The organism is Enterobacter sp. N5-15, from assembly GCF_057221635.1.
In genome coordinates, this window is sequence record NZ_CM170150.1 from 1981925 (window position 1) to 1994690 (window position 12766).

Below are 12766 nucleotides of genomic sequence, written 5' to 3' on the forward strand. Positions count from 1 at the left end.
AGGTTAATGATGATGGCAACGAAAACTAAAAAAATGCAGCCTGCGCGTCTGGCGATCTGTATCGCTTTTGCGCTGGTTAATGCAATGCAGACTGTTGATGCCCGTGATTCGTTCAACGCCGAACTGGTTGAACTGGACAACCCGGGCACGGGTAAAGCTGATTTATCTGCTTTTGAATCAGGTTCGCAGGCACCAGGGAAATACCACGTTGACATCATCCTTGACGACCAACTCATCGAGACAAGCGATATTGATTTTACCTCAGTGAAAGGTGGGGAAGAGGGCGATAGCCTTCAGCCTTGTCTGAGTATTGAGCAGCTCAACAAATGGGGCGTCAAAACCGCGCTTTTTCCCGACTTAGCCAGCCAGGGCGCGTCCTGCGTCAACCTGCAGGCGATCCCTCATGCCAGTACGGATTTTCAGTTTGGCGCACAGCGGCTGGTTATCAGCATTCCTCAGGCCGCAGTTGACCTGCCTGCCAGAGGGTATGTCCCGCCAGAACAGTGGGATGAGGGGATCGCCGCCGCGATGCTGAACTACAGCCTGAGTGGCGCAAACAGCCGGGCGAAACAGAACGAGAGTAAAAACACCAACAGTCAATATGCCAACCTGCGCCCGGGTCTCAACGTTGGGCCGTGGCGACTGCGAAATTACACCACCTGGTCGCGGGATGAGCGCGGTCAGGACAAATGGGATACCGTCTACACCTATGCACAGCGGGCCATTATTCCGCTCAAAGCGCAGCTCACCCTGGGGGATAGCTCCGCGCCAGCCGACGTGTTCGACAGCATGCCGTTTCGCGGCGGACAGCTGGCTTCTGATGATGACATGCTCCCGGATTCGCTGAAAGGCTATGCGCCCGTGGTGCGGGGTATCGCGCGTACCAATGCGCAGGTAATTGTTCGCCAGAATGGCTACCAGATTTATCAGACCTACGTGGCGCCGGGCGCTTTTGAGATTACCGATATGTACCCCACGGGCGGCGCGGGCGATCTGGACGTCACCGTTAAGGAAGCAGACGGCAGCGAGCAGCATTTCACCCTCCCGTACGCGTCTTTACCGGTTTTACAGCGCGAAGGACGGCTCAAGTATGCGGTAACCGGAGGGCAATACCGTTCATATAACGGCAGCGTTGATAAGACCCCGTTTGGGCAAATCACCGGGATTTATGGGTTGTCGTATGGTCTCACGCTCTATGGCGGGCTGCAGGAGTCGAGTAAATATCAGTCGATCGCCACCGGGCTCGGGAAAAATATGGGTGATTTCGGCGCGATTTCTGCGGACATGACCCAGGCCTGGTCCACCCCGCAGGGAGGTGAGAAATCCAACGGCCAGTCCTGGCGGGCGCGATACAGCAAGAACTTTGTGGGTACCGGAACCCATTTTTCGATTGCGGGCTACCGTTACTCGACCAGCGGTTACTACGGTATGCAGGAGATCCTTGATTCGTACGGCGACAGCTCCGCGCTTCAGGACCGACGCCGCAACCGGGCCGAACTTACGATGAGCCAGACGCTGGGCGGTAATCTTGGCTCGCTGACGCTGAGCGCGGCCCGCGAAGACTACTGGAATTCGGGTCAAACGATGGCGTCATACAGCCTGGGTTACAACAACTACTGGCACAACATCAGTTATGGACTCACCTGGACCTACAGTAAAAACGGCAGCGCGGGTTCATACGATGACAATAAACGGTACGACAAAGATCGGTTGCTGGCCTTTAACGTCAGCATTCCTCTGGAGAAGTTTTTGCCGCAAACCTGGGCTAACTATGGCGTGAGCGCCAGCAAGAATAACGGCACCACGCACAACGTCGGCCTGAACGGCGTGGCGCTGGAAAACCACGCCCTGAACTGGAACGTGCAGCAGGGATACGGGTCGGACGGCGTTGGCTACACGGGCAATATGAATGGTGATTATAAGGGAACCTACGGCGAAGTGACGGCGGGCTACAGCTACGACAAAAACAGCGAGCGGCTTAACTACGGCTTACAGGGGGGCATTCTCGCTCACAGAGAGGGGATTACGCTTTCGCAGCCCCTGGGTGAGACCAATGTTCTGATTAGCGCGCCGGGCGCGCACGACGTCGATATTCGCAATCAGCCGGGTGTCAGAACGGATTACCGCGGATATACGGTGGTCAGCAATCTCTCCGTATACCGTAAAAATGACATCACCCTTGCCCCGGAAAGCCTGCCGGATGATGTTGAGCTGGATATTAATACCCGGACGGTGACGCCGACGCGCGGCGCGATCGTTTTGGCCGACTATAAGGCGAAGGTGGGGCGACGGGCATTATTTAATTTACTGCATAACGGCCAGTTTGTTCCCTTTGGCGCAACGGCAAGCCTGAAGGGCGCCGACGGCAGCAGCGTTATTGTTGGCGATAGAGGTCAGGCTTATCTCACCGGTCTGGACACACAGGGAACTGTCTTCGTCTCGTGGGGAGCGGAAAGCGATCGGCAATGCCGCGCACCGTACGTGCTTTCCCCGCAGCCTTCGGCAGGCGGAATTACCGAAATTAACGTCAATTGTCTTTAGGGTTTTTAAAATGCGCTTAATTAACATCATATTCCTGCTGTGTGTCGCAGCAGGCTGGAACAGTGCTCATGCAGGAACCTGCACGACGATTACGCCACAGGAATCAACCTTGTCCATCGGCACGATTACGGTTCAGCGCGACGTTGCCGTTGGAACCGTATTATTTTCGCGAAACGCGACGTTAACCGGTTCCTATTTAACGGGATGTGCCAATCCATTAATGCTGGGTTTTAGCATGCGCTACCTTAATGCGACACCGAGTGCTTACGGTAATCATGTTTATAACACCAATGTAAACGGTATAGGCGTGCGCTTTTCATCGGGTAATTATTTTGAAAACCCGACCAATACCTTCTCCTATAACGCGCAGTCGGATTATGTCGAATGGTGGGGCGGTAAAATAGAACTTATCGTTACCGGAGCGGTTGCGTCGGGGTCGCTGACGCCTGGCGTGCTGGGCGTGGTGATGCTGCAGGGCAGTGACGGCGTTTATCGTGATGGCCTGACGACCACCCTGTTGGGCGGAACCATTAACGTACTGGCCTGCAATATAACAACACCGCAACTGACATTTCCGATAGGCGATATTTCTGCCGCAGTTTTTGGCTCAACGGTAGGCACCACACCGGCGGGCGCCCAAAATACGCAGAATCTCGGACTTAACTGCGATGCGGGGGCTAACGTCAACGTGTCACTCAGCGGCATTCAGAACCCGGACGTAGCAACAACGAGCGTGCTCGCGCTGACGGGGCAGGGTAATACCGGCACGGCGAAAGGGGTTGGCGTTCAGTTGCTCTATAACGGTACACCTCTCACTCTCAGCTCGCGTCTGCCGTTAAAACTCGCGGCGGGCGGCCAGGAAGCGTTCCCTTTAACGGCGCGTTATTACCAGACGCAAACGACGGTAGAACCCGGCACCGCAAATGCGTCAGCAACCTTAAATTTGACCTACCAGTAAAGGGGATGACGATGAATATAATGCGCACGGCAGCGTTCATCGCGGCAGTAATAAGCGGCAATGTTATTGCCGCGGATAGCGTTAACGTCAGCGTCACCGGCAATATTGTTGCCTCCCCCTGCGTATTTAATGGGGGCAATACCAGTCTGGATGTTAATCTCGGCAATATTCAGGCATCCAATATGGCGACACCGGGATCCCTTTCCGATCCGGTTGCGTTTAATTTATTGTTCACCCTTTGTCCAGTGGGCACCCGCAGCGTAACAGCCACCTTTAGCGGAACACCCGACCCTGTTGCCGGAGTCGGCTACTACAAGAATAGCGGCACGGCAGAGAATGTTGCTATCGCTATGACGGAGATGAGCAGCGATGTGCTCATGGGGACGGGATCAAGCATCACCCAAAATATTGCTGCAGACAGAACGGCTACTTTACCCATGCAGGCGAGGGTTAAATCGGTCGCGGGTGGTGCAACGCCAGGGACGATTAGCGCGGTTGTCGTTCTTACCATGCAATATAACTGATACGCTTTTGACTGATGGAGATGACATGTATTTTATCCGCCTTTTGTTAAAGGGAACTATCGTACTGGTCCTGTTGCTGTCCATTATGTGGGCCTTTAAAGAGCCGGTTATCAAAACTGCAGATTGGGATCAAAGCGATAACGCGCTTGCAAAAGTTGAGTGCCAAGTGACGACAGACTTGTAATCAAAATAAAACGGTTACTTTACTATTTATTTTAACGACTCCCTGGCATAAAAATGGTCAATATTTTAATAAGCGAGACTGATATATTATTTCAGTGCGGCTTGCAGTATTTTTTTAAGGATTTTTTCTCTCATGTCGCACAGCGGGACGTTACATTTACGTTTGATTTTACAGCGGATAGTATCAGAGCGGCTGATGTCATTGTGCTCTCGTTGTGCCAGGGGGAGTACTTTACCTGTTTTCCCGAATTGCAGGCGCGCCAGCAGGGAATCATCATCGGAATTCTGGAAGATGATGCCCCGGTAAAAGCGTTGCCATCCTGTTTTCAGGATATTATTTTCATTTCAAGAAGAGCGCCTCTGTCGCAGGTACGTCATGCGCTCTTTAGCGCCTGGCAGGTAGCCCCGTTAAATAAATATCGACGACCTTCTATTTCTTGTTTCGAGTGCCAGCAAAAAACATTATCACCCCAACAGGTTCGCATTATGATTGGCTTGTATAAGGGGTTGTCGGTGACCGACATAGCGAATGAGCTATGCATCAGTGATAAAACGGTTTTTACGCATAAATATATGCTGATGCAGAAATTTCATTTGCGAAGCGATTATGAATTAATAAAGCTTCTTAACAGAATTGCTGAGAAAAATAACTGGGCGAATATATTTCACCAGTATCTGAATCGATAATATCCAGGATTGATATGCTGTCTCGTTTCGCTAATAACACAGTGGCGCTTGTCCTCTGCCTTTTTTGCTGTCCGGGGTTTTCTGCGGGACTGGTGGTTAACGACCGCTCCCTGCGTGACGATCTGGCATGGTTGTCCGACCGAAAATTAATACACCTTGACCTTTCAACATGGCCCCTTAGTGAGGCGGAAATACAAAATGCACTGTTAACGCTACGCTCCAGCCAGGATCCCGTTAACCTGCAGGTTATTCATCGGATTCAAAAACGGTTACAGCAACTTAAATCGTCGGTACAGGTTTCTGCTTTTGCCGCGACTGGCCGCAACGTGCTCCCGGCTGGCATGGGAGCAGAGCATACCGCGGGGCAGTCGTTTAGCACCGCTATCAATATGAATGACAGTGACTGGGATATTACCCTGAAGGGGAATGTAGAGAGAAGACAATGGATCGCTGACGCGTCCGGCGTTAACCCAAACGGCAGCTATGCGGCGTTGCGTCTGGCTAACCAGTGGTTAAGCTTCGGTGAGATCCCGCAGTGGTGGGGCTCTGGAAATGATGCCAGTCTAATCCGTTCTGATGCAGCACGTCCGGTGGTGGGGTTGATGATGCAGCGTGATGAACAGTATCCCTTCGAGAGCCCCTGGTTTGCATGGTTGGGAGCATGGCAATATCAAATTTTTACGGGACAGATTCGGCAATATTCTCGCCCGGAGCAGCCGAAGCTTTCAGGAGCCAGAGTGGCCTTTGCGCCAGGTAACGCGCTGGAACTGGCCCTTTCCCGTGTGATCATGTGGGGCGGAAAGGGGCGCCCGGAAAACTACGCGTCCTTCCGGGATGCGTTAATTGGGCAGGACAATACCGGAAACCAGAAAAGCGATCCGGGAGACCAGCTTGGCGGCATTGATTTTCGCGTTCATTTAGCCAGTCTGTTAGATATTCCGGTGAGTCTATATGGTCAGGTTGTGGGTGATGATGAAGCTGGATTTTTGCCATCCCATAACACCTGGCTGGGGGGATCGAAGGGCATAATGTATGGGGAAATAGCCAGGTGAACTGGGCTCTCGAAGCGGCGGATACGCGTTCGCAAATGAAAGAGACCGGGGTGATCTATTATCACTACTGCTATCACGGCGGTTTTTATCAGCAGGGCTGGCCGCTGGCGGATGCGATGGGCGGTGACGGCACGCAGTACTCGGCGCGCGTTGAGTGGGTATTTGAGAACGACCAACGGCTAAGCCTGCGCGGCGTGAGGGCTCGGGTGAACCGCACGTCGCAGTCGTTTAACCAGGCTTATCCACATAATGAGACGCTGAAAGGGGTCGAGACAGCCTGGCAGACCCCGCTCAACAACGTCGTTACGGTTTCGTCAGGCGCCTGGTTAAGCCACAGCGATCGGAGAAGCAATGATGCCGGGCTTCAGGTACGCGTTTTTCTTTATGGTGAGCCCTGATTCATCACAACATCATTGCCGGGTGGCAGTGACGCCACCCGGCATGTTCTTCAGACATTCACCGCGTTAATCAGCCGCGACTTCATGGACTGATACGCCGACGCCGCAAAATCCTCCGCCCAGCGCTGGTCCTCAATCGCCTCCAGCTGCACCGCGCAGTACTTCGTTTCCGGCGTTTTGGAGATGGGATCGAGATTATCCTGGGTCAGCTCGTTGCAGGCGCCAATCCACCACTGATAGGTCATGTAGACGGCCCCGGCGTTGATACGCTCGCTGATGCTGGCTCGGGTAATCACTTTGCCGCGACGCGAACGCACCCAGACCAGCTGTCCGTCAGTAATGCCCAGTTTGACCGCATCGGCAGGGTGCATTTGTACCCGACCCGGCTCATCGGCCAGACTCTGCAGCGCGGCGCAGTTCCCGGTCATCGAGCGACAGGAGTAGTGTCCCACTTCGCGAACCGTACACAGCACCAGCGGGAAATCCGCATCCGGGGTTTCCGCCGGCGCGCGCCACGGCGCGGCGAAGAGCTGCCCTTTACCGGTTGGGGTGTCGAACTGATTGTCTTTGTACAGGTACGGCGTTCCCGGGTGATCCAGCGTCGGGCACGGCCACTGCACGTGGCCCATCTCGCCCATTTTTTCATACGTCACGCCGTAGAAGAGGGGGCACAGCTCGCGCATCTCATCCCAGATCTGCTGGTTGGAGTCATAATGCATCGGGTAGCCCATCTCTGTGGCGAGCAGGCTGATAATCTCCCAGTCGCGCTTCACGTTGCCGCTGGCCTCAATGGCTTTACCAAAACGCTGGAACCCGCGATCGGCACAGGTAAAGACGCCGCCGTGTTCACCCCAGGAGGTGGCCGGGAGCAGAACGTCCGCCACTTCTGCCGTTTTGGTCATAAAGATGTCCTGAACCACGACAAAGTCGAGCGCCTCAAAGCCGCTGCGAACGAGACCGAGATCCGCTTCGGTCTGAAGCGGATCTTCCCCCATGATGTAGTAGGCCTTGACCTTGCCTTCCAGCGCCAGATGAGGCACCTCGGTAATGCGCGTCCCGACCCGATCGTCCATGTTATTGACGTCAATCCCCCAGGCATCGGCGAACTTCTGCCTGACCGCCGGGTCGGTCACATCCTGATAGCCGGGGAACATATTCGGCAGAACGCCCATGTCGCAGGCACCCTGTACGTTATTCTGACCGCGCACGGGCCCGACGCCGACGGCGGGGCGACCCAGGTTACCGGTCAGCAGCGCCAGGCTGGAAAGCCCTTTGACCACATCCACAGCCTGACCAAACTGGGTCACGCCCATCCCCCACATCACGGTGGCGGAAGGGGCCGCCGCGAAGGTGCGCATCGCCTGACGAACGTCGCGGGCGGGAATGCCGGTAAGATGCTCGACCTTCTCCGGCGCATAGTCTTTCACCGTCTGGCGATAGGCCTCAAGCCCCTCCGTAAAGCGCGCCACGTAGCTTTTGTCGTAGAGTTCCTCTTCCAGCAGCACGTAGCCAAAGGCGTTCACCAGCGCCATGTTACTGCCGTTTTTCAATTGCAGATGCTGGTCGGCGATGCGCGCCGTTTCAATGCGCCGCGGATCGCAGACGATGATTTTCGCGCCGTTTTCACGCGCTTTCAGCACCCGGCGGGCGACGATAGGGTGGGAGTCCGCGCAGTTATAGCCAAACACCAGCAGGCATTTTGAGTTTTCAATATCGTTGATTGAGTTGCTCATCGCGCCGTTGCCGAGCGTTTCCTGTAAACCGGCCACGGAAGGGCCATGGCAGACGCGCGCGCAGCAGTCCACGTTGTTGGTGTTCAGCACCGCGCGGGCAAATTTTTGCATCACATAGTTTGTTTCATTGCCGGTTCCGCGGGAGGATCCGGTGGTCATGATCGACCGGGGCCCGTGCTGCGCTTTAATGCTGCTGAGCCGGTGGGCGGTGTAGCGGATAGCCTCTTCCCAGGTAACGGGGGTGAATGCCTCGCCTTTGTGGTAGCGGATCATCGGCTGGGTCAGGCGCGGGGTGAGCAGACGGGTATCGTTGAGGAAGTCCCAGCCGTAAAAGCCTTTCAGACACAGGGTGCCCTGGTTTGTGACGCCCTCTGCCGCTTCGGCACGGATGATACGGTTATTTTCAACGACAAGGTTTAATTTACAGCCTGCACCGCAGTAGGGGCAGACGCTGGCGATCTTTTTCATCAATAACAGACCTGTTAAGAAATGAAGCAAAGTTGACTGGACAACCCAGTCCCGTAAGCAGAGGTAAGCAGGAACCGTGCCAGGTTGGCTTTTCTGGTTTTACAGGGTGTTACGCGGGAAAGGCGCGTGTCATCGTCAGGCTATTCGTCAGTTTTGACGATGACACGTAGGGGGGAGCGCAGGAGCTTACAGATCGTCCATCGTGTAACCCACCACGATTTCCAGAGTCTTACGAATCACATCCGCCTGAACCACGTCGTGGGGTGGCTTCCAGCGTCTGAATGAGCCAGAGGATGATCGCTTTGTTGGACAGATGACCTTCAGAGGCCAGAACACAGCGTACTGCAGTAGAAAAAACAGCGGACTCTTCAGCAAAACGATCGCCTGCGTGACGGAAATATTCCGACAGCGCACTGTCTAAAAAAGCAGAATGGTATTCGGGTTGAAGCTGAATATTTTGTCTCATTTGTTCTCACCGTAGCTGTTAAATTGCAGTCAATGTATTTTTTTGGGGTCGGACGGTTTTCCACTTCCAAATAACGGCACTACATTGTCTCTGTTATCGTTGAGAGGTCCCTCTCTGTTCGTTCGTCCTTGCGCGGTTCTGCGACGTGTAAAGGCGATGCTGTTTGAGCCGATCTCGGCAATTACCACCGCAAGTGTCTCCCGCCGCCGGGGATCCTTTTCATGTTCTTTCATTACCCGCAGACGCTGCAGCAATCCTTCGGTTGTCACTGGCCCCCGCTCTTTCAGAAGAGAGAGAACGGCTTCACCGATAAGCGTGTCGATCAGTCGGTCTGCGTCACTGCTATTCATCACGTTACCGTTTGAAGAGCAGGCCAAGCAGCATGTGGTAATGCTCTTCCTCTTCCGGACCATCGGCCCTTTCGAGGCGGCTGAGCAGTTTGGTACAGAGCGATTTGCGATTCAGGTTTCGCCCGTCGCTGAGAATTTCGACAACCACCTGGCCCAGCGTCTCCTGCTGGGTGGGAAGCGCAGCCTTTTCGAAGTACTGTGCGATCGCTGCTGCGGAATCTATGGCGTAACCTTTCTGCTGCATGTTTCGCTCCTGTAAAATTTTGTAATCACTAACGTTACAATTAAGGTATACACAATTCTTAAATCTGTACATATAAAATGTACAAATTTTTAATATTTTTATGATATATTTTATAAAGTACTTAATTTTCATGATGTTGATGGTGTGTCATGAGCCGGTAACGTTACAGGATATATTGTACAAAATGGTCTGATACGGGTAAGTTGTACAGCACAGAAAAATGTTTCATTAACTGCCGTAAATGGTTGAGATGTAAATTATTTGTCAGTCAATTAATGTGCTATAAATGCTTCTTATCCACCTTATTTGTGGCCAAAACCCTAACCCCAGGAATCGCATGCTCACAACCATCATTTACCGCAGTCATATCTGCGAGGACGTTCCAGTGAAGGCGCTGGAAGCAATGGTCGCTGCAGCAAATAGTAAAAACCGGCAATCCAACGTCACGGGGATCCTGCTGTTTAACGGCACGCATTTTTTTCAGCTGCTTGAAGGGCCAGTGGAACACGTCACTGCTATCTATGAGCAGATCTGCAACGACCCGCGCCACCATAACGTGGTGGAGCTGATGCGCGATCACGGACCTGTCCGACGCTTTGGCAACGTGGGCATGGAGCTTTTTGATTTACGCCACTTCGACAGGGATGAGGTGCTGCAGCAGGTGCTTAACAGGGGAACGACACGCTATCAGCTGACGTATAACGACCGCCCGCTGCAGTTTTTCCGCACCTTTGTCGAGGCCACGGAAAAAGCGAACTATTTTGAACTGCCGCCTGCGGATTCCTGGGAGTTTGTTCGCGAGGAAACGCGCTTGTCCGCGCAGCCCGAGGTAGTCGCGAAAGGGGCGGATTGCAGCTTTGCGTTCCAGCCGATAGTCGATCCGTTTATGCAGCAGGTCGTCTCCTGGGAGGCGCTTCTCCGCACTCCTGACGGCGACCCGCCGGGGGTCTATTTCGCTAACCGGCCGCGTGACGAGGTATATGCGTCTGATTTGCAGAGCAAGCAGGTGGCGCTTTCCATGGCCAGCGCGCTGGGGCTACAGGACCAGACGTTATCCCTTAACCTGCTGCCCATGACGCTGGTCAACATTCCCAACGCCGTGGATTTCCTGCTCACCGCGATTGAAGCAAATGGGTTTGTGCCCGAGCAAATTGTGGTGGAGTTTACAGAAAGCGAAGCCATTTCCCGTTTTGATGAATTCACGGATTCGGTCAGGCAGTTAAAAAGCGCGGGCATCAGCGTGACGATCGATCACTTTGGCGCCGGTTTTGCCGGGCTGCAGCTGCTGGCCCAGTTCCAGCCGGACAGAATTAAGATAAATCGCGATCTGGTGGCGAACGTGCATAAAAGTGGCCCCCGGCAGGCCATTATTCAGGCGATTATCAAATGCTGCTCCTCGCTTGAGATCCAGTTCTGCGCGGTGGGGGTAGAGAAGGCGGAAGAGTGGATGTGGCTGGAGTCCGCGGGGATTTCCCAGTTCCAGGGGCATCTTTTTGCCAGCCCGCGCCACGGCGGTATTCCCGCGATTGCGTGGCCGGAGAAAAAGTTCGACTTCTGATAAAGCTGTACACATTCCGGCAGACTTAACTGTACGAATGGCAAATTTTATACAACAATGTATTTACAGGTGGATGGGAAAGAACCCCCGTTCACCCGTTCAAAATGCGGTCTTAGTTATACAAATGGTGTGTACAATCTGATAAGGTTGGTGCAGTTAGGTATGGAAGTTCTGAGCGTGAGGGAGTTAATGGCCTATTACAGTATCGGCGAAGTGGCCGAACGATGCGGTATCAACCCCGTTACGCTGCGTGCCTGGCAGCGCCGTTATGGATTGTTGAAGCCGCAGCGCAGCGAAGGGGGTCATCGTCAGTTTGACGATGAAGATATCCTGCGCATTGAAGAGATCAAGCGCCTGATGAAAAGCGGCGTCTCGGTCGGAAAAGTCAAAGCCCTGCTGGAAAACAAAGAAGTATTGACTCAGGGCAACTGGGTCTCGTTCCAGGAAGAGATGATGACCGTTCTGCGTTACGCCAGCCCGGCAAAGCTGCGCGCCAAAATCAGTGAATTCCGCCGCGATCACGCGATAGACGCGCTGATTGACAATATTATCTCTCCCGTCCGTCAGCGAATGAATCAGGATCAAAATACCGTGCGTCACATGGCGAGCCTGTTTGACGGCGTACTGATCGAATTCGCCATTGCAAGCCTCGCGGAGTCCCGCAAAAAAGCCGGTAAAGACGCGCTGCTGATTGGCTGGGAATGCGATGACCGCACCCACCTGTGGCTGGAAGCCGCGCGATTATCGCAGAAGGGCTGGCACATTGACGTCCTGGCGGAACCTATTGATTCGCCGCGTCCTGAACTCTTCCCCGGGCAAAAAATCTTCGTCTGGACGGGGAAATCCCCAACGCCTCGCCAGCAGGAACAGCTCGATCACTGGCGTGAACAGGGGTTTGCTGTTTCATTTCATCACTGATCGTGAGAGGCCTTGAGGGCCTTTTTTTGTTTTTGTCATTTTCTGAGCAAAAGCTATCTCAAAAATAGGCATTTCCGATGCATATTTTACTTTTCTCTTCTTCGTCATAAATACCGCGACGAAATGCATTATTAATCAATGCATTGAACAAATACATCCATCCTGACTGCATCCTGCCATAGGGTCTATGCTTAATAAAAGTAGGCAAAAAGGGCGGTTTAGCCGAATGCCCCTGCTGACAGAGGGTTGAAGTGATAATCGTTATCACTAACATGGTGTTATGCCCTGATGGCTTATCAGATGAGGTGGACCTATGGAACTGCATTCAGAAACCTTTAATCCTGCCGATTTTGCCTGGCGCGGTTTAACGCTCACGCCAGCGGCGGCGGCACATATTCACGAGCTGGTGGCGAAAAAGCCCCAGATCCTCGGCGTGCGTTTGGGCGTCAAACAGACCGGCTGCGCAGGTTTTGGCTACGTGCTCGATACCGTCACCGAACCCGAGAAAGATGACCTGGTGTTCGAGACGGACGGCGCGAAACTGTACGTCGCGCTGCAGGCCATGCCGTTTATTGACGGCACCGAAGTGGACTACGTCCGCGAAGGCTTAAACCAGTTATTCAAATTTCATAACCCGAAAGCCCAGAACGAATGCGGCTGCGGCGAAAGCTTTGGGGTATAGGCGG

Annotated in this window: 11 protein-coding genes and 2 pseudogenes; 9 read left to right on the forward strand and 4 right to left on the reverse strand. The window is 53.7% G+C overall.

Annotated elements, in window-relative coordinates; translation table 11 throughout:
- The first annotated feature begins 12 nt into the window (after positions 1-12).
- The 6 genes and pseudogenes from AC2TE5_RS09420 (at position 13) to AC2TE5_RS09445 (ending at position 6343) form a co-directional block, all read left to right on the forward strand.
- On the forward strand, positions 13-2541 hold the full coding sequence (locus tag AC2TE5_RS09420; protein WP_484613325.1) for a fimbria/pilus outer membrane usher protein: 2529 nt from the start codon (positions 13-15) through the stop codon (positions 2539-2541).
- A 10-nt stretch (positions 2542-2551) separates the two neighbouring features.
- Positions 2552-3499: a fimbrial protein gene (locus AC2TE5_RS09425; RefSeq protein WP_213328509.1), complete on the forward strand. Its 948-nt coding sequence runs from the start codon at positions 2552-2554 to the stop codon at positions 3497-3499.
- A gap of 5 nt (positions 3500-3504) precedes the next feature.
- Positions 3505-4023 carry a fimbrial protein gene (locus AC2TE5_RS09430; protein WP_484613094.1) on the forward strand — a complete coding sequence of 173 codons (519 nt, stop codon included), beginning with the start codon at positions 3505-3507 and terminating at the stop codon, positions 4021-4023.
- Positions 4024-4048: 25 nt separating this feature from the next.
- On the forward strand, positions 4049-4207 hold the full coding sequence (locus AC2TE5_RS09435) for a hypothetical protein (protein WP_213328507.1): 159 nt from the start codon (positions 4049-4051) through the stop codon (positions 4205-4207).
- Positions 4208-4260: 53 nt separating this feature from the next.
- A complete protein-coding gene (locus AC2TE5_RS09440; RefSeq protein WP_484613095.1) occupies positions 4261-4893 on the forward strand; it encodes a helix-turn-helix transcriptional regulator in 633 nt (210 codons plus the stop codon).
- 389 nt (positions 4894-5282) lie between these two features.
- A pseudogene (locus AC2TE5_RS09445) lies at positions 5283-6343 on the forward strand (capsule assembly Wzi family protein).
- 50 nt (positions 6344-6393) lie between these two features.
- On the opposite strand, the gene fdhF reads toward AC2TE5_RS09445, so the two are convergent.
- The 4 genes and pseudogenes from fdhF to ycgZ all read right to left on the reverse strand — a co-directional run bounded on the left by fdhF (position 6394) and on the right by ycgZ (position 9604).
- Positions 6394-8544, reverse strand: coding sequence for a formate dehydrogenase subunit alpha (gene fdhF, locus AC2TE5_RS09450; RefSeq protein WP_484613096.1), 2151 nt, complete (start codon positions 8542-8544; stop codon positions 6394-6396).
- A gap of 186 nt (positions 8545-8730) precedes the next feature.
- Positions 8731-9010 (reverse strand): annotated as a pseudogene (locus tag AC2TE5_RS09455) (biofilm/acid-resistance regulator YmgB/AriR).
- Between the two features lie 29 nt (positions 9011-9039).
- The gene (locus tag AC2TE5_RS09460; protein ID WP_033145299.1) at positions 9040-9360 is read right to left on the reverse strand and encodes a hypothetical protein; all 321 of its coding nucleotides are present in this window, start codon (positions 9358-9360) and stop codon (positions 9040-9042) included.
- Between the two features lie 4 nt (positions 9361-9364).
- Entirely contained in the window at positions 9365-9604 is a 240-nt protein-coding gene (gene ycgZ / locus AC2TE5_RS09465) for a regulatory protein YcgZ (protein WP_484613097.1), read from the reverse strand.
- Positions 9605-9941: 337 nt separating this feature from the next.
- Here ycgZ and AC2TE5_RS09470 point away from each other — a divergent pair, with 337 nt between their 5' ends.
- From AC2TE5_RS09470 to sufA, 3 genes are all read left to right on the forward strand, one after another.
- On the forward strand, positions 9942-11162 hold the full coding sequence (locus AC2TE5_RS09470; protein ID WP_213328503.1) for a diguanylate phosphodiesterase: 1221 nt from the start codon (positions 9942-9944) through the stop codon (positions 11160-11162).
- A 189-nt stretch (positions 11163-11351) separates the two neighbouring features.
- Positions 11352-12080: a MerR family transcriptional regulator gene (locus AC2TE5_RS09475; RefSeq protein WP_148243118.1), complete on the forward strand. Its 729-nt coding sequence runs from the start codon at positions 11352-11354 to the stop codon at positions 12078-12080.
- Positions 12081-12393: 313 nt separating this feature from the next.
- Positions 12394-12762 carry a Fe-S cluster assembly scaffold SufA gene (sufA, locus tag AC2TE5_RS09480; protein WP_484613098.1) on the forward strand — a complete coding sequence of 123 codons (369 nt, stop codon included), beginning with the start codon at positions 12394-12396 and terminating at the stop codon, positions 12760-12762.
- Positions 12763-12766 lie beyond the last annotated feature (4 nt).

Coding starts and splice junctions, on each gene's coding strand:
- AC2TE5_RS09475 (WP_148243118.1), top strand. CDS start 11,352: ATGGCCTATTACAGTATCGGCGAAGTGGCCGAACGATGCGGTATCAAC.
- AC2TE5_RS09425 (WP_213328509.1), top strand. CDS start 2,552: ATGCGCTTAATTAACATCATATTCCTGCTGTGTGTCGCAGCAGGCTGG.
- AC2TE5_RS09420 (WP_484613325.1), top strand. CDS start 13: ATGGCAACGAAAACTAAAAAAATGCAGCCTGCGCGTCTGGCGATCTGT.
- AC2TE5_RS09460 (WP_033145299.1), bottom strand. CDS start 9,360: ATGAATAGCAGTGACGCAGACCGACTGATCGACACGCTTATCGGTGAA.
- AC2TE5_RS09435 (WP_213328507.1), top strand. CDS start 4,049: ATGTATTTTATCCGCCTTTTGTTAAAGGGAACTATCGTACTGGTCCTG.
- AC2TE5_RS09430 (WP_484613094.1), top strand. CDS start 3,505: ATGACGATGAATATAATGCGCACGGCAGCGTTCATCGCGGCAGTAATA.
- ycgZ (WP_484613097.1), bottom strand. CDS start 9,604: ATGCAGCAGAAAGGTTACGCCATAGATTCCGCAGCAGCGATCGCACAG.
- fdhF (WP_484613096.1), bottom strand. CDS start 8,544: ATGAAAAAGATCGCCAGCGTCTGCCCCTACTGCGGTGCAGGCTGTAAA.
- AC2TE5_RS09470 (WP_213328503.1), top strand. CDS start 9,942: ATGCTCACAACCATCATTTACCGCAGTCATATCTGCGAGGACGTTCCA.
- sufA (WP_484613098.1), top strand. CDS start 12,394: ATGGAACTGCATTCAGAAACCTTTAATCCTGCCGATTTTGCCTGGCGC.
- AC2TE5_RS09440 (WP_484613095.1), top strand. CDS start 4,261: ATGGTCAATATTTTAATAAGCGAGACTGATATATTATTTCAGTGCGGC.